This window comes from Microbacterium sp. NC79 (assembly GCF_019061125.1).
In the GTDB taxonomy this organism is placed as follows: Bacteria; Actinomycetota; Actinomycetes; order Actinomycetales; family Microbacteriaceae; genus Microbacterium.
In genome coordinates this window covers 1,489,457-1,510,048 of the sequence record NZ_JAHQYI010000001.1, presented here as the reverse complement: position 1 = coordinate 1,510,048, position 20,592 = coordinate 1,489,457, and the positions used below count along the sequence as shown (strand labels likewise).

Genomic DNA, 20,592 nt, shown 5'->3' with positions numbered 1-20,592 from the left:
TTACTTCTTCTTTCCGTTGTAGAACGGGTTTTCCCAAATGATGGATCCGCCCTGGCCGAGACCGACGCACATGGCCGTGAGGCCGTAGCGCACGTCAGGGCGCTCCTGGAACTGTGCTGCGAGCTGGATCATGAGGCGTACGCCGGATGCCGCGAGCGGGTGTCCGAGCGCGATAGCGCCACCCCATGCGTTGACGCGAGCGTCGTCATCGGCGATGCCGAAGTGGTCGAGCAACGAGATGACCTGAATCGCGAAAGCTTCGTTGAGCTCGAACAGACCGATGTCATCGATCGTGAGCCCGGCCTTCTTCAGGGCCTTTTCCGTCGACGGGATCGGACCGATACCCATGATCTCCGGCTCGACGCCTGCGAAGGCAAACGAAACCATCTTCATCTTCGGGCGCAGCCCAAGTTCCTTCACCGCGGTTCCGCTCGCGAGCAGCGAAATTGTCGCGCCGTCGGTGAGAGGAGACGCGGTACCCGCGGTGACACGACCGTGCGGGCGGAACGGCGTCTTCAGTGCCGCGAGACCTTCCATTGTGGTCTCAGGGCGGCGGCCTTCGTCTTCGGTTGCGAGGCCCCAAGCGCCAGTGGCGTCCTTGACCGCGACCGGAATGAGGTCGGGCTGAATCTTGCCTGCGTCGTACGCCGCCTGTGCCTTGTGCTGGCTCAGCATGCCGAAGCGGTCGGCACGCTCCTTCGTCAGGTGGGGGAAACGATCGTGAATGCGTTCAGCCGTGATGCCCATGTTCAGCGCGTCAGCAGACACCAGCTTTTCCGTGAGGAAGCGCGGGTTCGGGTCTGCGTCGCCGCCAAGCGGGTGACGGCCCATGTGCTCGACACCACCGGCGAGGGCGATGTCGTACATGCCGAAGCCGATGGAACCTGCCATCGTGGTGACGCTCGTCATTGCGCCTGCACACATGCGGTCAATGGCGAAGCCCGGCACGGTCTGGGGGAGTCCGGCGAGGATCGCACCGGTGCGGCCCAGCGTGAGTCCCTGGTCGCCCTGTTGCGTTGTGGCTGCGATCGCCACGTCGTCGACGCGTTCCTTAGGCACGTCAGGGTTACGGTCCATCAGACCGATCATCGCCTTGACGACGAGGTCGTCCGCGCGGGTGTTCCAGTACATGCCCTTTTCGCCTGCACGACCGAACGGGGTTCGCGTGCCATCGACGAAGTAGACGTCCGAAATCTCGGCCACTCTGCCTCCAAGTTTGTGGGATTTAACCCAGCCTATTGAGGCGGAGGAGGTGAAGTGAATCAGTTGGGCCGATTCTACGAAGTGGTTTCAGTCGTCTCTGGATCGATTTGGGTGCTCTCTACAAAGGCGTCGGCAATAATCTGTGAGGTTTCGTCAATTTGCCATTCGCGGGCACCGAGTGTGCGGAGCGCCGCTCCGACGGATGTCGCATCATCGCCCGGGTGTTCCCAGGCCACACGACGCAGGTATTCCGGAGTAAGCAGATTCTCTGTCGGCATGTGGAGCGCTTCTGCAACGCCCTCAACGGCTGGGCGTGCGGCCTTATAGCGGAGATCCGCTGCCGGGTTGCGGTCTGCCCAGGCGCGCGGCGGCGGCAAAGTGTCGCTCGAGACGCGTTCAGCGGGAAGATCCGTCGCTGCGCGGCCCTGTTCGATAGCGGCCCACCAGCGGTCCAGTTGGGTTCGGCTCGCACGGCCGTTGAATGCCTTGAGGGCTCCGAGCTCGTGCTTTGAGCCGGGGTTAGCCATGATGGCGGCAACGAGGGAGCGATCCGGAACCAGCCGGCCAGGGGAGACATCTTGGTCGCGCGCAAAATCCTCGCGCGCTTGCCAGAGCGAGCGTGCTACGGCGAGGTTGCGGCGGCCGCGTACGGAGTGCAGGCCGCTCAATCGCCGCCACGGGTCTTCGCGAGGGGGTTTGGGCTCTTTCAAACGGACCGCCTCGAACTCCTGGCGGGCAATTTCAATTTTGCCCTGTTCCTCGAGCTCGGAGCGCACCGTCTCCCATGCGTCGACGAGGTAGACGACGTCGAGTGCTGCGTATTCGAGCCACGATTGCGGCAGCGGACGTGTCGACCAGTCATCGGCCGAGTGTGCCTTGGCGAGGGTGATGCCCAGGGTGCGTTCGATGACGGCACCGAGTCCGACACGGTCATAACCGAGCAGACGCGACGCGAGCTCAGTGTCGAAGATCGAGTCGGGGTAGAGCCCCTCTTCGTGGAGCGAGGGAAGATCTTGGCTTGCCGCATGCAGCAGCCAAGGGATGCTTCCGATGGCATCCTGGAGTCCGCTGAAGTCACCAATCGCGGGCGGATCAAACAGGAAGACGCCGGAGTCGCGACGGAACACCTGAATCAGGTAGGCGCGTTGCGAATAACGGAAGCCAGACGCTCGTTCCACGTCAACGGCAACAGGACCGGTGCCGTCCGCGAGTTGTTCTAAGGCACGCTCAAACTCAGAGCGGTCATCGATGACGTGATATTCAGTCACGCTCGACCTTTCTCGCACCAAACACAGCGATGCGTTCTGAACCGGGCGGCAAGCCGGCGAGCATACAAACGAGCTCGGCCCAGGCCGCCACATGGCCGGCAATATTTTCTGTCGGAGACCACGACGCGCGAAGCTCGATCTGTGCCCCATCGCCCTCTTCTGCCAGCGTTCCGAAGCCCCTCGAGAGGGTCTTCGTCGCGGTGCCTGAGGCGGCGCGGTAGGGCGCATGGTGTGAAGCCAACGCGTCAGTCAACCAAGACCAGGCTACCTCTGCGAGCAGAGGGTCGACTCCGATTTCCGTCTCAAGTGGGGCCTGGGCGAAGCAAACGATGCGCCACGGGCTATCCCAACCGTCCGGAACATCAGGGTCGTAGAGCAGGACGAGACGGCCGGTTCCGTAAAGGGACTCGCCATCATCTTCCGGACGCACGTCGCCCGCGAGCGCGAGAGCTTCCGGGGCGAGACCCGATGGTGCGGGAATCTCACGCACGGCAAAGTCTTCACGTAACGTCAACGCCATCACCAGTTCGCGGGCGCGGCTGAACTCAGCGCTGAGTCCCGAATCTTCCGTCACGGCGCCAGACTAGAATGAGACCTGCATGAAGACTTCCAGGCGCGCCGTTTCGTTGCCCTTCGTGACGGCTATTCGCGTATTAGCGGCGGTTGTTGGTGGTGCCGTTTTGTTTGCGGCGAGCGCGATCGGTGCGGCGTCGCTGCTGATGGCAAAACGCGTGGTAACGCCAAGTACACGCATCCCCGACGTGAAAATTGAGTCGTTTGATCTGAAGGCGCAGACCATCACGCTCACGCGTACTCCCGACAGCGAGCTTCCTGGCCGCTACGGTCTGCACGTTGAAGGCACGCCTCACTACGTCAAGCTGGGCGCTGTGCTGGCGGCGACGGAGTCCACGGTGACGCGCAAGCTGCTGACGCAGATCGATAACACGTCGCGCATCGACCGCGAGGCGACGTTCTCGGGTTGGTATTTCGATTCGCCTGATGATCTGCGCCTTGACTACACGCCTGAGCTCATCGGCACGATTGTCGGCCCGAGTCCCGCTTGGTTGTTCCCTGGCGGTACGACCTGGGCCATCTTGGTGCACGGCCGCGGAACCACGCGGTCGGAAACATTGCGTGCGGTTCCGGTATTCCACGCGCTTGGCTACACATCGCTCGTCGTGTCTTACCGAAACGACGGTGATGCTCCGCGGAGTGCGGGCGGCACGTATGGCCTCGGATCCACCGAATGGCACGATGTCGATGCCGCGGTCAGTTATGCGCGCCGTAATGGGGCTCAGCGCATTCTGTTGATGGGCTGGTCCATGGGTGGCGCGATCGTGCTGCAGACCATGCTGCAGTCGCCACATGCGGCAGCCATCAGCGGCGTCATTCTCGACTCGCCCGTGGTCAATTGGCGCGAGGTGTTGGCTTATCAGGCAGAACTTAACCGCGTGCCTGCTGCCATTGGTTCCCTCGCAATCGCAGCGCTGGAGAACCCGGTATCGGCGAAGGTCGCGGGAGCGGAGGCGAAGATTCCGTTCGACGACCTCAATATGTTGGCGCGGGCTGACGCCTTGCAGGTGCCCACGCTGATTCTGCACTCCGACGATGACGGCTTCGTGCCATCTGACGCGTCACGGGCTCTCGCAGCGGCGCGTCCTGATCTCGTCACGCTCGAGAGCTTCGAGGTCGCGCGTCATACGAAGCTCTGGAACTATGACGAGACCCGTTGGACGAACGCCATCACCGCATGGGCGCGCGCACTTGAGGCGTCTCGCCCTGATGTTGTGGTTCCGCCGCTTACGGTGACAGGCGATGAAGCCGACCGCGTGCCTGCAGAAGAATCAGAGGGCTAGGACTTCTTCTCGCGCACCTGGCGCTTTGCGCGCATCAGCATGCCGGTCATACCGCCAATGCGAAGCGCAGACACAGCCTTGGTGAGGCCAATTGTCTGCGGGTAGTCATCGGGAATCGAAAGCACCTCATCGGCGGAAAGGCCAGTCAGCCCCTGCGCGAGAATGCTGGCGAAGCCGCGGGTAGTGGGCGCTTCTTTCGATGCCGTCGCGTGCATCGCCACGACATTGTTTTCATCGACATCGACGATGATGTACACCGGCGACTGGCATTCGACGACGCGCTCCTGCAGCTCGGGGTGCCCCTCGTACTCGGCAGGGATGTCGGGCAGTTCGTTCGCAAACTCAAGAAGGAGCAGCAGGCGATCCTGCTGCTCCAACTCGAGGAAATCTTCGCGAATACTCGCTAAGGACTGGGGGAAAGGTGAAGTGCTCATCGCCTCCATTCTCCCACGATGCCGTTAGCGGCGGGTCGGAACCTCACCAGGCTCGGTGCCGTTAACGATCGGCACGCGCACGGTGGATCCCCATTCGGTCCAGGAACCGTCGTAGTTGCGGACGTTCTCGAAGCCGAGTAGGTACTTAAGCGCGAACCAGGTGTGCGAGGAGCGCTCACCGATGCGGCAGTAGGCCACGATGCTGTCGCCATCCTTGAGGCCAGCGCCATCGCGGTACAGGGCGTCGAGTTCGGCGCGCGACTTGAAGCCACCGTCTTCGTCAACAGCCTTGGACCACGGCACTGACTGTGCCGAAGGAATGTGGCCGGCGCGCAGCGCGCCCTCTTCGGGGTACGCAGGCATGGTGGTGCGTTCACCCGAGTACTCTTCTGGCGAGCGCACATCGATCAGCGGGTTGCCGAAGTGTGCAAGCACGTCGTCCTTGTACGCGCGAATGACGCTGTCGTCGCGCTCGATGACGGGGTATTCCGTTGCCGGGCGTTGCGTCTTGTCGGTCGTCATCGGTCGGCCTTCGGCGATCCACTTGTCGCGGCCGCCGTCGAGCAGACGAACGTCTTCATGGCCGAACAGCTCGAAGACCCAGAGCGCGTACGCTGCCCACCAGTTGGACTTATCGCCGTAAATCACGACGGTGTCGTCGCGCGAAATACCCTTGCGGCTGAGCAGCTCAGCGAAGCCTTCACCCTCGACATAGTCACGCACAACAGGCTGGTTGAGCTCCGTGTGCCAGTCGATCTTGACGGCACCAGGAATGTGGCCGACTTCGTAAAGCAGAACATCTTCGTCAGACTCGACGACAACGAGACCGGGCTGTCCAAGACGTTGCTCGAGCCAGTCTCCGGTCACCAGCTTTCCGGGGTGCGCGTACGCGGCAAACTTCTCGGATGAGGTGTCGAACTCGATAGGCACGAGGAACTCCTTCGGATGAAAGGTGTGAAGTGTGGTTCAGGGACGGCGTAGGGTTGATACCGTGCCTCCCAGCCTATGGCTCTCTGCAAGACGCGGCACCATTTCGTAAAAGTTCGACACAGGAAACTATGACCGTCAATGCTGCCCCGGTGGGCGTCGTCCATCTGACCGACCGTAATCCTCAGGTGAGTGGCGCCGACATGCTGGCCAGCCTGGTTCCGCCCCCGCAGTTCGACGACGCTCGGTTCGAGACGTACCGCGTCGATGAGGCTTTCCCTTCGCAACAAGCTGCGAAGGATCTGCTGACGACTTTTGCCGTTGGTTCCGGCCCGATCAAGCGTGGCGGATTCTTCTCCCGCAAGCCGAAAGAACCGGAAATGAAGCCGGGCGTCTACCTTGATGGTGGATTCGGTGTGGGCAAGACTCACCTGTTGGCATCGATCTATCACGCGATGCCTGCGCGCCGAAAGTTTTTCGGCTCGTTCATTGAGTACACGGCTATCGTGGGCGCCCTTGGCTACAAGAACACCGTCGAGCATTTCTCCGGTGCTGGTCTGCTTTGCATTGATGAGTTCGAGCTGGATGACCCGGGCGACACCATGGTGATGACGCGGATGTTGGGGGAGTTGGTGCGCTCCGGAACCAAGCTGGCGGCAACCAGCAACACGCCGCCAAATGCGCTTGGTGAGGGTCGTTTTGCAGCGCAAGACTTCTTGCGCGAGATTCACGCCATGTCGGATAGCTTTCAGACGATCCGCATCGACGGAACCGACTACCGTCAGCGTGCGCTTGACGGCCACGCGATCACACTCAGCGACGCCGATTATGACGCCCAGGTCGCCGAGTTCGTGCAGAGCGGAGGCTCCTCTGATGACGCGTTCGATGACGTGATTCGTCACCTCGCACTCGTGCACCCTTCTCGCTACATCCGGCTGATCGACGGCCTGAGCGCTGTCGGCCTGCGCAACGTGCGTACCCTCACCGATCAGAGCGAAGCGCTCCGGTTCGTCGCATTCGTCGACCGGGTTTACGACGCGCAGATTCCGATTCGGGCGACGGGAACGACGCTAGACCAGGTGTTTAGCGAAGAGATGCTCGGCGGCGGCTATCGCAAGAAGTACCTGCGCGCCATCTCGCGCCTCAACGCGCAGACCCACGCGTAACCGCTCGCCGCACTCCTGGTTCCGCATTCTCTGCATATCGGCAGGGGATGCTGATCGTTATTGCGGTCCGCCGAAACATTTTGTTTACAGAAATCGTGATCGCGTAATCGACGCGAAACACGAAGCACTCATTCCTCGAAATCCATGACCGTGACACTGGGGACACCCGGTTGAGCCTGATGTCAATCCGGGACTTCAATGGATTGAGGAACGACATGGACAGTGGAAACCTCGCTTGGGCGGTTACCGCAACCGCCCTCGTGCTTGTCATGACCCCGGGCGTCGCATTCTTTTATGGCGGCCTCGTCAAGGCGAAGAGCGTTATCAGCATGATGATGATGAGCTTCGGCGCGATCGCGCTGGTCGCGGTGCTCTGGATTCTTTACGGCGCCAACATGAGCGCCGTAGAAAACCCGACAGACTTTGCCGGCAACCCGTTCAGTGACTTTGGTCTCGCGAATGCGTCAAGCGACCAGCTGGTGGGTATCGCCTACGGTGCGACGTTCGCGATCATCTCGGTCGCGCTGATTTCTGGCGCGATCGCTGACCGCGCGAAGTTCGGCGCCTGGATGATCTTCGTCGCAGTATGGGCCACGTTCGTCTACTTCCCGGTTGCCGCGTGGGTGTGGGGAGGCGGCTGGGCGTTCTCGCTCGGAGAGTTCTTCGGCTTTGACACCGCGACGATTGACTACGCAGGCGGAACCGCCGTGCACATCAACGCCGGTGCTGCTGCGTTGGCTCTTGCCATCGTGCTCGGCAAGCGACTCGGATTCCAGAAGGGCATCCAGAAGCCGCACAACGTTCCGCTCGTTCTCCTCGGTGCCGCGCTGCTCTGGTTCGGTTGGTTTGGTTTCAACGCTGGTGCGGAGGGAACCTTCGGCCTGTTGGGTACGGAAGACAGCCGCGTCGGCCTCATCGTGATCAACACTCTGGGTGCGACGGCTGCGGCCATCGTTGGCTGGCTCGTTGTCGAGAAGTTGAAGGTAGGAAAGCCCACCTCGGTTGGCGCGGTATCCGGTGCGGTCGCTGGCCTCGTCGCCATCACTCCTGCCTGTGCTGATCTGGCTCCCGGCTGGGCGTTGATCCTCGGTCTGATCACTGGTGCGGTCTGCTGCATCGCTGTCGAGCTGAAATGGAAGCTCGGCTACGACGACTCGCTCGACGTGGTTGGCCTGCACCTTGTTGGTGGCCTGATCGGAACCATTTACATCGGATTCTTCGGTACGAACGTTGGCCTGTTCACCGGTGGTGACGGCTCGCAGCTTGTGCTTCAGGTGCTGTCATCGCTTGGCGTGCTGATCTACTCCTTCGTCGTCGCTTTCGTGATCGGTTTGATCATCGAGAAGACGATTGGATTCCGCATCAAGAACGAGGATGAACTCGCCGGCGTGGACACCGCAGTCCACGGCGAAGAGGGATACCTCATCGAGGAACGCGTCTAAGCGAACCTCAATCCAGCAGGGGGCGTCGGTGACACGGCGCCCCCTGTGGCGTCGGTACAGTAGCCAGGTGGCGAACAACAACGGCTGGGTCCGTCGACTCATCGAATTCATTCTGCAACTGCTGACGTCATCGTCGACATCGAGTGGAACCAGCGGGTCGTCGCGCCCACAGCGCGCGGGCACAGCGAAACTCAAGCCGCAGCCGCACACGCGCCAGACGTCGTCGGGTGCAAGCCAGTCGCACACCGCGAATGCCAGCGGCGAGGTCAGTGTCGGTCAGCTGGGGGACACCCGCACGATCGAGATCGATCCGCCCGGTCGTGGCAAGCTGACGATCAGCTATGACCCTCGCACGGACAACGACCCCGATGCCGGCGAGATCATCTGGACGTGGGTGCCCTACGAAGAAAATGATGGTCGCGGTAAGGATCGTCCGGTTTTGATAATCGGGCGTCAGAGTCGCGACCGCGTCTACGCGGTTCGGCTCACGAGTAAGTCGCACGCGGGCGACAAAGACTACCTGTCCATTGGTTCAGGCCCGTGGGATCCACAGGGCCGGCCGAGCTGGGTAGACATCGACCAGGTGTACAGCGTGCATCACGACGGCATGCGCCGAGAAGCAGCGGCTCTCGACGTAAAGCGGTTCGCGGTCGTCGCTGACGCCTTGATTCGTCGTTACGGCTGGACCGTCGCCGGAAAGTAGCGTTATGCCTCGCGGGTAGGCTTGAAAGGCTGTCGATCGGAGCCTGAAATCAACCCTCGTTCTTCCACCGCCATACCTGTGCGCGGTGTTGCTGTCTCGGTCATCGCGTCCGTCCTCTTCGGCGTCATCGCGCTCCTTGGCGCACACCTCGGCGGGTTCACGTCGGAAGAAGTGACGGCGTGGCGCGTCGTCTTTATTGTGCTCGCACTCGCATCCGTGCACATTCCACGTCGACAACGCATCGAGTTCGTCGCCGATGCGAAGCGCATCTTCACCAGCTTGCCGCACATACTCGTGCTGCTGGTGTGCACCGTGATCATGTGGTTCCAATTGTGGGTATTTATGTGGGGCAGCGCGAATGGTCACACGCAAGACATCGCGATGGGATATTTCCTGCTGCCGCTCGTCATGGTGCTGGTGGGCAGGGCGCTATTTCGTGATGTCATGTCGCTATGGCAGCGTGCGGCCGTCATCTCGGCGGCTGTCGGCGTTGCTGCCCAACTGGTCGTGACCCACGCGGTGGGATGGCCGGTGCTACTCATCGCGGGCCTATATCCGGTCTACTTCGCGTTGCGGCGCTGGTTCGATATGGACACCACGCACGTGTTTCTGATGGAAGCGCTTCTGTTGCTCATCCCGGCAACGATCTTTATTGCATCGGGTGCGTTTGTCGTGGGGGAGGCGCCAGCCTCAACGTTCACACTGTTGTTGGTCGTTGCCCTAAGTGGCATCGCGATGACGCTGTACATACTGGCGTCGACGTGGCTGCCGCTGGGTTTGTTCGGTCTGCTCAGCTACTTGGAACCAGTGCTGCTGTTGGGTGCGGCCGTTGTGCTTGGGTACGCGCTCAGCCCAAGCGACGCGTTCATCTATGGGCCAATTCTGTTGGCGCTCGTGTTCCTGATCATCGGCGGAGCCCGCATGACGCGTGGGGAACACGCCACGATCAGCGGGCAGGCGGTGCTCACGACCACGGGTACTGTGCCGATTGTGGTACCGACAGCAACGGACCTCAAAGCGAGTCGTCGCTAATCACGGTCGAGACTGCGCACTGTGCCCGTGCAACCGCGCGAACTCGATAATTTGCATGCATTAATTACGGTGCTCAGAGTTTGACCACATCGCACTATGCGTGTTGAATCAAAATAAGGTCGATATCGTATCCGCTCAAACCGCCGACGGAACGGACATCTGCGAAGCATCAGGACAGACCGTCACATGCGTCATCGACGGCCCGCTCGCCGTTGACGCTACCGTGCAGATCACGATGACGGTTGCCGTCGCCGATTCGGCACGCGGTGTGCTTACAAACACTGCTGTGGTGACGAGTGAGACTGATCCTGAGGGAGCGCAGGCTGAAGCATCTGCTGAGGTCGAGGTCACCACGATCCCGGTTACGGGTGGCGAGCTTTCCGCCCTTGGGCTGCTGGCACTGCCGCTGCTCGTTCTCGGTGGTGGCATGGTCTTGATCGGTCGCCGACGCCGTACGGTCGACGTGTAACGACAGCGATAAGGGCGGGGTGTGCTGAAGAAGCACACCCCGCCTTTTGCATGCACTCAGGCCAAGAACATCGGTACCTGGTACCTTCGAAGAGCAGTTGTCCCTGCGCGCGGTCGATCGTACAACGATCCCGTCGAGCGTGAATCTCCTCAATTGCAGGGAGACGACTGTGCCTATACATAACGAACTACGAGGTAATTACGTGACGCGAAAAGAACGAGTAGCAATTATTGGTGCCGGCCCCTCTGGCATGGCACAGCTGCGAGCATTTGAATCGGCCGCCCGCGCTGGTGCGGACGTTCCCGACATCGTGTGCTTTGAAAAGCAATCAGACTGGGGCGGCCAGTGGAACTTCACCTGGCGCACCGGACTCGATGAGTTTGGTGAGCCCGTGCACTCCAGCATGTACCGGAACCTGTGGTCTAACGGCCCGAAGGAGGCGCTCGAGTTCGCGGACTATTCGTTCGACGAGCACTTCGGTAAGCCCATTTCCTCCTACCCGCCGCGCGCCGTGCTGTGGGACTACATCGCAGGACGACTCGAGAAGTCGAACGTGCGCGATCAGATCCGTTTCCAGACAGTGGTGCGCTGGGTCGACTACGACGCTGACCGTGAAGTGTTCACCGTGACGAGCGAGCACCTGCCCTCGGGTGAATCGGTCTCGGAAGAGTTCGATCGCGTGATTGTCGCCAGCGGCCACTTCTCGTTCCCGCACATGCCCACGTTTGACGGCATCGAGACCTACCCCGGCTACATCAGCCACGCACACGACTTCCGCGGAGCCGAGTCCTTCGAAGACAAGCATGTGCTGGTGATTGGCGCGAGCTATTCGGCAGAAGACATCGGCAGCCAGGCGTACAAGATGGGTGCAGCCTCGGTTACAGCGAGCTTCCGCTCGGAGCCCATGGGCTACGAGTGGCCCGATGGCATCGAAGAGCGGCCCGTCGTGGAACGATTCGATGGCAATATGGTGCACTTCGCCGATGGCACATCGCAGCACATTGACGCCGTCATCATGTGTACCGGCTACCTTCACAAGTACCCGTTCCTCCCCGATGACCTCGCGCTCGCATCGCCCAACAACGTGTACCCGGACGGTCTCTATCGCGGAATCGTATGGCAAAACAACCCGCGCCTGATGTACCTCGGCGCGCAGGACCAGTGGTTCACCTTCAACATGTTCGACGTGCAGGCGTGGTTTGCCCGCGACCTGATTCTCGGCCGCATTGCGATGCCGTCAGAAGACGAGCGTCAGGCGTCGATTGACACGTGGCGCGATGAATTTGACAAGATCTCAAACGTCACAGAAGAGATCCGCTTCCAGGCCGAATATATTCGCGACCTGCTGAACGCAACCGACTATCCGCATTTTGATATTGACCGTGTTGTCGAAATCTTCCTGGCATGGAAGAACGACAAGAAGGAAGACATCATGGGGTACCGTGATCGCGTCTACCAGTCGGTGATGACAGGAACCATTGCCGTTGTGCACCACACGCCATGGATTGACGAGCTCGATGACTCACTCGAGCGTTACCTCGATGAAGACGTCGAGAACGCAACGACATCTGACGATGAAGAGCCGAGCTCAGACGTCAAGGAGCTTGTCGGCGCATAACGCCTCACGATTGAGGGCTCGCCTCCCAGAAATGGGGAGCGGGCCCTCTCGTCATGCCGCCGCGTCTGCTTCTGAGCGCAATGGTTCCCGTGCCGTCTTCGCCCAGCTTTCGCGACGAAGCAGATGACGAGCAAGGCTGCGGATGAGCGCGGGGAACACCAGCCAGGAGTAAAACGTATAGGGCAGTATCACCAGCAGTGCGTACCCAATTTGCTTGATGCCTGTGCCTCGAGACAGCAACACGATAAAGCCGGGGCCGAAGCCAATGCTGAAGAACAGGATGAGGCCGAGCGCGGTGGACGGAACCAGCGGAAGGTCATGTACGACTGCCAACACGATGGTGGCGATCAGCGCGAGCCCGGTGGCCAACTGGATGATCGGCGTCAGAAGGTAGTAGATCACGTCGATGCGTGCGGGGAGGGAGGCGTGTACGCGGGCCGTCCCTGAGAGAAGAGAGAGCGATTGCCAGGCGCCTTGCGCCCACCGCGTGCGTTGCCTGAGGAGCCTGCGCAAACTGTTAAGGCCTTGTTGGTTGATCGTTGCGCCGTTCTCCTGCGTGCCGCGCCAGCCTGCTTGCATCAGCCGCACACCGAGGTCTTGGTCTTCTGTGAGGCGGTCGCGCCACGGGCCCTCACCCTCCACGATGTCGGCAAGCGCCGAGAGACGGTTGAACTGACCGTTGCCTCCCATGTTCGCTGTACCCCACGCAGACCGCGCGGCTTGGAAGACATGACCGAAGGCGCTGAACTCGACGTCTTGCGCCCACGTGAGAAAGCCCCGGCGGTTGTAAATGCGCACGAGCACCTGCACACCACCGACCTGTTCATCCGCAAAGTGCCAGGCGACCTTCTCCGGCGCGTCGACGGCGAGACGGCCATCGGCATCGACGATTCCGACGATGACGCGATCGGGGGAGAAATGCCGGTATCGCTCCTGCGTCAAGATGACGGACTGGAGAAACGAGTACGCATTGTTAATCGCTGCGGCTTTGCCCGTGCGGGCGTCGGGAGCTGTGCGTGTCAAAACGTGCAGGTCGTCGCACGCCAACCGTTCCAGCACCTCCCCGGTTGTGTCATCGGAACCATCGTTGATAGCAAGAATGACGCGGTTCGTCGCTTGGGTTTGCAGAAGCCGCCCGACGCTGTCGGCAATCGTGACCTCCTCGTTGAGCGCCGGAACCATAAACACCCAGAGAAAGTCGCTTTCGCTCACTTGCCCTGCGGGATGAGCGCGCTTGCGAGCGCGACGTGCGCGTGCGGCCATGATCGCAAGGGTGACTACCGAGATGAAGGCTGATATCGCGATCAGGAGAACCACGAAGAAGAGCACGCGCACCTCGATGGGGGTGTCGACGAACAGCCATCTGGTCAACGAGTCAGGCATTGTCGGAGAGATCTCCGACGAGGGTGTGCGCCATTTGGACTTCTTCTTCGTGACGCACGTCGGCCGGATCCTCTAGGTAGCCGGCCGCACGCAGGATCACGTTGCGATCAAAACCGGTGACGAGAGACTGTGGCGCGTCACCACGGTAGGCAATGTGCTCGCATGCCGCGAGGATACGTTGTGCGGCATAACCGTCGCCGTACGGGTTCCTGCGGCCAGCCTGGCGGCCATGAGCCTCAGCGTTGTCGAGCAGCTCGCCTGCGACCGCGACGATATCTGCAGTATTTGTGCCCACCAGCTTCACGGTTCCGGCGTCCACACCCTCCTGGCGCTCAGTGGTTTCACGCACCACGACCACCGGAGTGCCCAACGCAGGTGCTTCTTCTTGGATGCCACCGGAATCGGTAATCGCGATGTAGGCGCGCTCAAGCAGTCGCGCAAACGCGCCGTATCGCATGGGCTTGACCATGATCACGTTGTGCAGCCCCGTCAGCTCCGCACGGAAGACATCAGCGACCGCGGGATTGGGGTGCAGGGAAACCACGAACAGATCGTCTTCGTGAGACTCGGCCAGAATGCGCACAGCGGAGGCGATGCGTGCGATGCCGCCGTTCCAGTTCTCTCGGCGGTGTGCAGTGACTACGACGACGCGGCGCGACTCATCGTCCTCGAGCGCTTCGAGTTCAGGCATGCCGTAGGGCAGCTTGCGTTCCGCGACGAGTTGCAGCGCATCGATTGCGGTATTTCCGGTGATCAGAACGCGACCAAGCGCCACACCTTCGCGGAGGAGGTTTTCTGCATTGTTTGGTGTCGGAGCAAAATGCGCCACGGCGATACGCGATATGAGCTGGCGGTTGAGTTCTTCCGGGAAGGGGGAAAGCGTGTTTGAAGTACGCAGGCCCGCCTCAACGTGCCCAACCGGGATGTGGAGGTGGAACGATGCCAGCGCGGCGGCGGCGGCGCTGGAGGTGTCGCCATGTACGAGCGTAGCCACCGGGAAGTGGTCGTTGTAGGCACCAGCGCCTGCGCCTGGGTTCTCGCCGTAGGTCTCGGTGACGTAGGAGTTGAGGCCCCGCATGACGGCGCTGAAAAGGCCGTTAAGCGTTCGTTCATCGTCGCGAATCTGGAGTGTGACGTCAGGGGTGATACCCACGAAACCGAGAACCTCGGCGACGAGCTCTGAATGTTGCCCCGTGGAGATGACAACCGGGGTCAGGTGCTCAGATTGCTTGACCGCGAGGATGACAGGCATCATTTTGATGGCTTCTGGGCGGGTTCCAACCACAATGAGAACGGAACGTTTGGTGCGGCGCATATTCAAACCCTACCGGGGCAAATCATGCATTCTTCAGAATGTTATGACGCTCAAATATGTTTCTCAGGAATAGTAATTGACGTGTGTGATTTTTATACCGCGCGGCGGCAACAGGGGGGGAGAGCGCGACGTTTCTGCAGGCGTAAAAATGCCCGGCAGGAAGGACCTGTCCGGGCTAGTGGTGGGCGATGCCGGACTCGAACCGACGACCTCTTCCGTGTGAAGGAAGCGCGCTACCAACTGCGCCAATCGCCCCAGAAACTGGGTTCGGTTTAAGAGCATATCCCACACCGGAACGGCTGTGCGAATCAACACGGAGACACGCGCGGGTCGCGCTCAGTTTTGCATGACGGATGATGTCGGCTATTCTCGATAGAGCGCCGGGACACCGGGGCGAAAATGCGGATGTAGCGCAGTTGGTAGCGCATAACCTTGCCAAGGTTAGGGTCGCGAGTTCGAGTCTCGTCATCCGCTCGAGTGTGAGATTCTCTTCGGAGAACATCGCGCGTGGTTTGAGCCACACACGGTGATATGGCCGAGCGGCTAGGCACCGGCCTGCAAAGCCGTTTACACGGGTTCAAATCCCGTTGTCACCTCAACAAAACTAAATAGCCCCATTGGGCGCGATTGGCGCAGCGGTAGCGCGCTTCCCTGACACGGAAGAGGTCACTGGTTCGATCCCAGTATCGCGCACAGACAAAACCCCCTGAGAAATCAGGGGGTTTTTGCGTTGTCCGGATGGTGAGTGGCCGAGGCTGGTCGTCCTCTGGGCTCTAGACCAAAAGGAGCGCTATCGATTGGTATCTCGTGTGGCAGGCGGACCAGTCAACGGCAGGTCGTCGGAGCTGCATGCTCGATGTTCCGCGACACCCCCGGACCGCCGCGCGCCCGAGTTATGCATGAGCGTTCTCAGTTCTGCATGAGTGAAGAGGCGATTCGGCCTCGACACGCCGTGCTTTCGCGCGGTTTGGGCGTTTGACTCATGCGTAACTGAACTGACTCATGCATAACTGGATTGACTCATGCATAACTGGATTGACGTGTGCATGTCGGCCGTCGTGCGGGCAGTTGGCAGCGCCGTCTCCGACCCCGACCACGTGACGCCGTCTCCGACCCCGACCACGTGACGCCGTCTCCGACCTCGAGCGCAGTGTCGTCGTCTCTGACCTCGCCCACGTGAACGGAGTGCACGCGGGCGAGGGGATTCAGCGTCTTCCCGTGAGCCCGGCTCGCGGAAAGACGCGCGGGGTAGTCGGTGAGCGAGCTAGTCGCGCACCAGCATGACGGCGGTCTGGCCGTTCCAGATGCGGTCTTGGTCTGGCAAATCCGCCCCGGTGTAGTAATCGGGGAGATCGATCGTGGTTCCTGCCGGATAGAACGTGCCGAAAGGCGCGCCGGGCACAGAGAATTGCGTGCCGCCGTCGGCGTTCTGGTCCCCTCCACCGGTGAGATCGACGATATTGCCGTTGTCGTAGGTGGCGGTGGGCAGGGTGACCGTAACGCACCCGTAGCGATCATTGCTTTCGGCGGTGGGGCACCAACGTCCGTCGACGGTGCTGTCGGCACGAGGTTCCGCTGCTGGCTCGAGGTCTTCTGCGACCACAGCGCTCGTAGCCTCATCCCAGGTATACGTCGTCGTGGTGAGGATCGGCGGCACGTTCGCGCCGCCCGGCACGGCGAAGGTCAGGGCGATCGTGCTGTCGTCAATACGTTCCGTAGCGGCCTCAGGGGTTCGCGCCTGTGCGCGGTCAGTCACCGTCGCTGCGGAGATGAATTGACCGCGATTGAAGAACATCACGGGCGTGATCTCGAACACGGTGCAGCACTCCGCAGGACGCAGCACGATGTACGACAGTTCTGCGCACTCGTCGTAGCCGCTGACATCGCTGTACTCGCCTGCCACATCCCACGTGCGGGTGGTCTCAACCTCGTTCGCCCAGGTTTCAAGAGCTTCGATGCCGGTGAGTCCTGAGCATTCTTCTGGGGCAGGGGTTTCTGGTGCCGGGGCTGCCGCCACTGTTGACGCGGCCGGTTCCGGCTCGCTCGTGGCCGAGCAACCGGTGAGCGCGGCCAGGAGCGTTACTCCCGCTGCCGCGATCATTGTGATGGACTTTTTCGTCAAGGCGCGCATGACGAGGCCTCTTTCTGCTGTCGTCGTGATGTGATCGCCGACAGGTCGGGCCGTTAGGGGGCTGAGGACACCGGCGCTGGCGAGGCGCGCGGGCGGTTGCTCCCGTCTCTGTCGAAGCGGTGCGAACCGCCTACGCCCCACGCTACCGTGCCAAAACGGGCCAGATTGGTTTCACCCGCCCCGCAATGCGGGCGCGGAAGGGGCAACACGCCGACGGAACCGTGCAATACGGCCGGCAGGTAGGCGGCGGTTCCTGCACAACCAGGGTGCACGCCTCAACGTTCCGGGGGCGCGCTCGAGCCCCAATTCGAGGAGCGGCGAGGCCGCCGTCAGAACGCGGGGCGCGTGTCGATCAGCGGGTGGGAAGCGGTGTGCGCAGTAGCGCGTTCATGACGCCCAGGAGCAGGAGAAGAAACGCGCTTACGACTGTTGCCCACAGGGCGATGGCGGTACCCGACGACTCCGCGACGGCACCCACAATGGCGGAGGCTGATGACTGTCCGACCACGACGGCGGAACCAAGCATTGTCATGACGGTGGCCGAGCGTCCTCGCGGGGTGCGTTCGGTGGCGAGCGAATACGCGTTGACGATGACGGGCCCCACACCAATACCGGTAACGGCGAGTGCGATCATCATGGTGGGAACGGTGTCGGCGGTTGCGATGAGCACCGACCCAGCCGTCATAATCGCGGCAAACGTGAGCCAGCGCGCTCTGAATGTGAATCGCGCGGGGAAGAACGCAAAGCTCAGCGCAAGCACGGCGCTCGTGACGCCCATCAGGCCATAGAGCAAGCCCGTCTGCTCGGCCGCGCCACGATCTTCCATCCACGCGGTGAGGGATGTGAGAGCGGAACCAAAGAACAGGCCCGTCGCGAGCATGCCCAGCACGACAACGAGGATTCGGAACCGGTACAGCTCGCGTGCCGGTGCTTGCTCCACGCGGGCGCTGGCGTCTGTTCGTGTGATCGAGACATTGGCCGAGTGGTGCAGCGCGAATGCCGACACGAACACGAGGGTCAGGGCCGCGGCGCCGATGAGAGGCGCGGCAGGATTCATCGTCGTGGCGAGGAGGCCGACGAGCACCGGACCGAAAATGAACACGATCTCATCGACGGCCGACTCATACGCGAGAACGCCTTGAATCGTCTTGCCTCGAGTCTCCTTGGGCATGCGTGTGATGTACGCCACCAGGCGCGTACGCGACAGCGGACCCACTTGCGGTGCGCTTGCGCCGACGAGCACCGCCACCGCAAGCAACCATGAGTCTGCGACCGGCGCGAACGCAATCCACGACATCAGCACGAGAGCGAGGGCGTTTGCGATGCCGGAAAGCAGCATGACGTGCCGCTGTCCGAAGCGGTCGGCAGCCGCACCCAACAGCGGGCCGGCCACCGCGGTTCCGAGCCCCACAGCCGCTGCCGTTAATCCACCTGTCGCGATCGAGCCGCGGGCTGCCACCACGAGCGTCAGCACGCCAACCACATTCATCGCGAACGGCAATCGGGCGATGAGGGCGATCGGGAAATACGCTCGCCCGGTTTGAGCGATCAGGCTCGTGGGTTCAGCGGGGGAGTGAGTCACGTGTGCATTCCTTTGATGACGGTTTCGTGCCGCCTTGTCAGTGACAGGTAGATGCACACAAATGCGCGGAGCGCGCGAACAACTTTAGTCCGGTTAGCGGACGCCCTTCATGAGCCGCAGAACGGGGCGTGCGCTGATCAGCAGGAGAACGCCGATGCCGATAGCCACGCAACCGAGGAAGAGGAAGTACGGAACCTCGTTGGTCGGATCGTAGAAGCGCGCCAGCGCACCAGCTACGGCGGTACCGAGCGAGATGGACAGGTAAAACAGCGCGATCATCTGCGTGTGGAACGCAGCGGGTGCAAGCTTCGTCGTCACCGACAATCCGACGGGGGAGAGCAGCAGCTCGGCAATCGTGAACACCAGCAGGATGAGCACCAGCCACAGCAGTGGCGTGGAGTGCGCGGCGCCATTCGCCACGGGCAAGAACAGGAGGAACGCGACGCCGACGAGGGCGGTGCCGAGCGCGAACTTCACCGGCGTGGAAGGCTGACGCGCGCCCATCTTGGTCCACAGGGCCGCGGCGGCGCCGGCCAGCAGGATGATGAACACCGGGTTGATGGAGTTTACCCACGACACCGGCATCTCCCAGCCGAACAGCGAGCGATTCAGGCGCACGTCTGAATACAGCACGAGCACGGTGAACTGCTGCTGATACAGCGACCAGAACGCGACGGAGGCAATGAACAGCGGGATGAACCCGAACACGCGCGATCGCTCGTCGCGCGTCACCTTGGCGGAGGTCGTAATCAGGGTGAAGTAGGCGAGCGTTGCCGCGATGACGACGACAATGACGACGAGGTCGAGGTTGTCGGCGCGAATGATGCCGCCGAGCACGAGAGCTGCGATCGCAGCAATGGCAACGGCGACGATGCCGCCAACGACCGGGTACTTACTCTTGGGAAGTGGGTTGGAAACAACGCGCGCGGCCTCGGGGAGCTTACTGCGGCCGAAGGAGTACTGCACGAGCCCGGCCACCATACCGAGTGCCGCCAAAGCGAAGCCCCAGTGGAACCCGACGCGGCTCTGCAGGAGTCCGGTCAGGAGCGGGCCGAAGAAGGAACCCAGGTTGATGCCCAGGTAGAAAAGCGAGAAGCCGGCGTCGCGGCGCGTGTCGTCGGATGCATACAGCGTGCCGACCACGGCGGTCGCGGTGGCCTTCAAGCCGCCGGAACCAAGGGCAACGAGAATGAGGCCGACGGCGACGCCGGGCACGCCGGGGATGAGTGCGAGGGCGAGGTGGCCCGCAACGATGACAATGGCGCTGCCGAACAGCACGCGTTCCGCGCCGAACAGTCGATCGGCGACCCATGCTCCGACAATCGTGGAGAGGTAAACCGCGCCGCCATATGCGCCGACGATGCCGAGCGCGACGGATTGGTCGATCCCGAGGCCGCCGTCGACAACGGAGTAGTACAGGTAGATGGCAAGGATGCCCTGCATGCCGTAGAAGCTGAAGCGCTCCCACATCTCGACGCCGAAAACGTTCGCAAGGGCGCGAGGCTGGCCAAAGAACGTTTTCTTTGGCGTGGCGGGAGAAACAGCGTCATGATGCGAGGAAGGCATCATTCCAGGGTACCCCCACTCGCTGGGAAAGATTCTCCTGCATAGATTCAGTTACGTAGGCGACACGCGCGGCGCGGAGGGTTTCGCGTCACCGTGCAATTTTCCGGTAAGCTCGAACACGTTCCCGAAAGGGAGCACGCGGATGTAGCGCAGTTGGTAGCGCATAACCTTGCCAAGGTTAGGGTCGCGAGTTCGAGTCTCGTCATCCGCTCGAGTTAGAGGATCCCTGCGGGGAACCCGGGGTTTTCTTTCTATTTGGTGGCGTGGCCGAGCGGCTAGGCACCGGCCTGCAAAGCCGTTTACACGGGTTCGAATCCCGTCGCCACCTCCACACTCAGTCAATCCGGGCGATTGGCGCAGCGGTAGCGCGCTTCCCTGACACGGAAGAGGTCACTGGTTCGATCCCAGTATCGCCCACGCGGATGTAGCGCAGTTGGTAGCGCATAACCTTGCCAAGGTTAGGGTCGCGAGTTCGAGTCTCGTCATCCGCTCCACGC

At 61.6% G+C, this 20,592-nt stretch carries 17 protein-coding genes and 8 tRNA genes; 14 read left to right on the top strand and 11 right to left on the bottom strand.

What is annotated here, in order from left to right:
* From KTJ77_RS06825 to KTJ77_RS06815, 3 genes are all read right to left on the bottom strand, one after another.
* Positions 1-1,203, bottom strand: coding sequence for a thiolase family protein (locus KTJ77_RS06825; RefSeq protein ID WP_217337681.1), 1,203 nt, complete (start codon positions 1,201-1,203; stop codon positions 1-3).
* A gap of 74 nt (positions 1,204-1,277) precedes the next feature.
* Positions 1,278-2,471: an HRDC domain-containing protein gene (locus KTJ77_RS06820; RefSeq protein ID WP_367948854.1), complete on the bottom strand. Its 1,194-nt coding sequence runs from the start codon at positions 2,469-2,471 to the stop codon at positions 1,278-1,280.
* Positions 2,464-3,045 (bottom strand): DUF3000 domain-containing protein, encoded by a 582-nt coding sequence (locus KTJ77_RS06815; protein ID WP_367948853.1) that lies wholly within the window; start codon positions 3,043-3,045, stop codon positions 2,464-2,466. Before KTJ77_RS06815 ends, KTJ77_RS06820 begins: the two co-directional genes overlap by 8 nt.
* Positions 3,046-3,070: 25 nt before the next feature.
* Here KTJ77_RS06815 and KTJ77_RS06810 point away from each other — a divergent pair, with 25 nt between their 5' ends.
* Positions 3,071-4,327, top strand: coding sequence for a S9 family peptidase (locus tag KTJ77_RS06810; protein WP_217337679.1), 1,257 nt, complete (start codon positions 3,071-3,073; stop codon positions 4,325-4,327).
* On the opposite strand, the gene KTJ77_RS06805 is transcribed toward KTJ77_RS06810, so the two are convergent.
* Both KTJ77_RS06805 and KTJ77_RS06800 read right to left on the bottom strand, forming a co-directional pair.
* Positions 4,324-4,761, bottom strand: a complete 438-nt coding sequence (locus KTJ77_RS06805; protein ID WP_217337678.1) for a SufE family protein — start codon at positions 4,759-4,761, stop codon at positions 4,324-4,326. The genes KTJ77_RS06810 and KTJ77_RS06805 overlap by 4 nt on opposite strands.
* A gap of 24 nt (positions 4,762-4,785) precedes the next feature.
* Complete coding sequence (locus KTJ77_RS06800; RefSeq protein WP_217337677.1) at positions 4,786-5,691, bottom strand: sulfurtransferase; 906 nt, start codon at positions 5,689-5,691, stop codon at positions 4,786-4,788.
* Positions 5,692-5,819: 128 nt separating this feature from the next.
* Here KTJ77_RS06800 and zapE point away from each other — a divergent pair, with 128 nt between their 5' ends.
* The 6 genes from zapE (at position 5,820) to KTJ77_RS06770 (ending at position 12,118) form a co-directional block, all read left to right on the top strand.
* Positions 5,820-6,854, top strand: a complete 1,035-nt coding sequence (gene zapE / locus KTJ77_RS06795) for a cell division protein ZapE (protein WP_217337676.1) — start codon at positions 5,820-5,822, stop codon at positions 6,852-6,854.
* Positions 6,855-7,069: 215 nt separating this feature from the next.
* Positions 7,070-8,296, top strand: coding sequence for an ammonium transporter (locus KTJ77_RS06790; protein WP_217337675.1), 1,227 nt, complete (start codon positions 7,070-7,072; stop codon positions 8,294-8,296).
* 67 nt (positions 8,297-8,363) lie between these two features.
* Positions 8,364-8,999 (top strand): type II toxin-antitoxin system PemK/MazF family toxin, encoded by a 636-nt coding sequence (locus KTJ77_RS13405; RefSeq protein ID WP_367948852.1) that lies wholly within the window; start codon positions 8,364-8,366, stop codon positions 8,997-8,999.
* A gap of 78 nt (positions 9,000-9,077) precedes the next feature.
* The gene (locus KTJ77_RS06780) at positions 9,078-10,031 is read left to right on the top strand and encodes an EamA family transporter (RefSeq protein ID WP_217337673.1); all 954 of its coding nucleotides are present in this window, start codon (positions 9,078-9,080) and stop codon (positions 10,029-10,031) included.
* A 100-nt stretch (positions 10,032-10,131) separates the two neighbouring features.
* Positions 10,132-10,500, top strand: coding sequence for a DUF11 domain-containing protein (locus tag KTJ77_RS06775; RefSeq protein WP_217337672.1), 369 nt, complete (start codon positions 10,132-10,134; stop codon positions 10,498-10,500).
* 202 nt (positions 10,501-10,702) lie between these two features.
* Complete coding sequence (locus KTJ77_RS06770) at positions 10,703-12,118, top strand: NAD(P)-binding domain-containing protein (protein WP_367948851.1); 1,416 nt, start codon at positions 10,703-10,705, stop codon at positions 12,116-12,118.
* A 51-nt stretch (positions 12,119-12,169) separates the two neighbouring features.
* Here the strand turns inward: KTJ77_RS06770 and KTJ77_RS06765 are convergent, their stop codons facing one another.
* From KTJ77_RS06765 to KTJ77_RS06755, 3 genes are all read right to left on the bottom strand, one after another.
* A complete protein-coding gene (locus KTJ77_RS06765; protein WP_217337671.1) occupies positions 12,170-13,501 on the bottom strand; it encodes a glycosyltransferase family 2 protein in 1,332 nt (443 codons plus the stop codon).
* The gene (gene wecB, locus KTJ77_RS06760) at positions 13,494-14,816 is read right to left on the bottom strand and encodes a non-hydrolyzing UDP-N-acetylglucosamine 2-epimerase (RefSeq protein ID WP_217337670.1); all 1,323 of its coding nucleotides are present in this window, start codon (positions 14,814-14,816) and stop codon (positions 13,494-13,496) included. The genes KTJ77_RS06765 and wecB overlap by 8 nt, the downstream gene beginning before the upstream one ends.
* A 179-nt stretch (positions 14,817-14,995) precedes the next feature.
* A tRNA-Val gene (locus KTJ77_RS06755) sits at positions 14,996-15,071 on the bottom strand.
* Positions 15,072-15,217: 146 nt separating this feature from the next.
* Between KTJ77_RS06755 and KTJ77_RS06750 the strand changes: the two genes are divergently transcribed.
* The 3 genes from KTJ77_RS06750 (at position 15,218) to KTJ77_RS06740 (ending at position 15,509) form a co-directional block, all read left to right on the top strand.
* A tRNA-Gly gene (locus KTJ77_RS06750) sits at positions 15,218-15,290 on the top strand.
* Positions 15,291-15,341: 51 nt separating this feature from the next.
* Positions 15,342-15,412 (top strand) — tRNA-Cys (locus tag KTJ77_RS06745).
* 25 nt (positions 15,413-15,437) lie between these two features.
* Positions 15,438-15,509: transfer RNA gene (locus KTJ77_RS06740), tRNA-Val, on the top strand.
* Between the two features lie 571 nt (positions 15,510-16,080).
* Here the strand turns inward: KTJ77_RS06740 and KTJ77_RS06735 are convergent.
* From KTJ77_RS06735 to KTJ77_RS06725, 3 genes are all read right to left on the bottom strand, one after another.
* A complete protein-coding gene (locus KTJ77_RS06735; protein ID WP_217337669.1) occupies positions 16,081-16,947 on the bottom strand; it encodes an LppP/LprE family lipoprotein in 867 nt (288 codons plus the stop codon).
* A 352-nt stretch (positions 16,948-17,299) separates the two neighbouring features.
* A complete protein-coding gene (locus KTJ77_RS06730; protein WP_367948850.1) occupies positions 17,300-18,529 on the bottom strand; it encodes an MFS transporter in 1,230 nt (409 codons plus the stop codon).
* Between the two features lie 93 nt (positions 18,530-18,622).
* A complete protein-coding gene (locus KTJ77_RS06725) occupies positions 18,623-20,095 on the bottom strand; it encodes a peptide MFS transporter (protein ID WP_217337668.1) in 1,473 nt (490 codons plus the stop codon).
* Positions 20,096-20,233: 138 nt separating this feature from the next.
* Here KTJ77_RS06725 and KTJ77_RS06720 point away from each other — a divergent pair.
* The 4 genes from KTJ77_RS06720 (at position 20,234) to KTJ77_RS06705 (ending at position 20,589) form a co-directional block, all read left to right on the top strand.
* Positions 20,234-20,306, top strand: a tRNA-Gly gene (locus KTJ77_RS06720).
* 46 nt (positions 20,307-20,352) lie between these two features.
* Positions 20,353-20,426, top strand: a tRNA-Cys gene (locus KTJ77_RS06715).
* 14 nt (positions 20,427-20,440) lie between these two features.
* Positions 20,441-20,512, top strand: a tRNA-Val gene (locus KTJ77_RS06710).
* Position 20,513: 1 nt separating this feature from the next.
* A tRNA-Gly gene (locus KTJ77_RS06705) sits at positions 20,514-20,589 on the top strand.
* Positions 20,590-20,592 lie beyond the last annotated feature (3 nt).

Bases quoted from the DNA above. Each gene is read 5' to 3' on its own strand.
- wecB (WP_217337670.1), bottom strand. From the start codon at position 14,816: ATGCGCCGCACCAAACGTTCCGTTCTCATTGTGGTTGGAACCCGCCCA.
- KTJ77_RS06735 (WP_217337669.1), bottom strand. From the start codon at position 16,947: ATGCGCGCCTTGACGAAAAAGTCCATCACAATGATCGCGGCAGCGGGA.
- KTJ77_RS06765 (WP_217337671.1), bottom strand. From the start codon at position 13,501: ATGCCTGACTCGTTGACCAGATGGCTGTTCGTCGACACCCCCATCGAG.
- KTJ77_RS06790 (WP_217337675.1), top strand. From the start codon at position 7,070: ATGGACAGTGGAAACCTCGCTTGGGCGGTTACCGCAACCGCCCTCGTG.
- KTJ77_RS06725 (WP_217337668.1), bottom strand. From the start codon at position 20,095: ATGCCTTCCTCGCATCATGACGCTGTTTCTCCCGCCACGCCAAAGAAA.
- KTJ77_RS06805 (WP_217337678.1), bottom strand. From the start codon at position 4,761: ATGAGCACTTCACCTTTCCCCCAGTCCTTAGCGAGTATTCGCGAAGAT.
- zapE (WP_217337676.1), top strand. From the start codon at position 5,820: ATGACCGTCAATGCTGCCCCGGTGGGCGTCGTCCATCTGACCGACCGT.
- KTJ77_RS06810 (WP_217337679.1), top strand. From the start codon at position 3,071: ATGAAGACTTCCAGGCGCGCCGTTTCGTTGCCCTTCGTGACGGCTATT.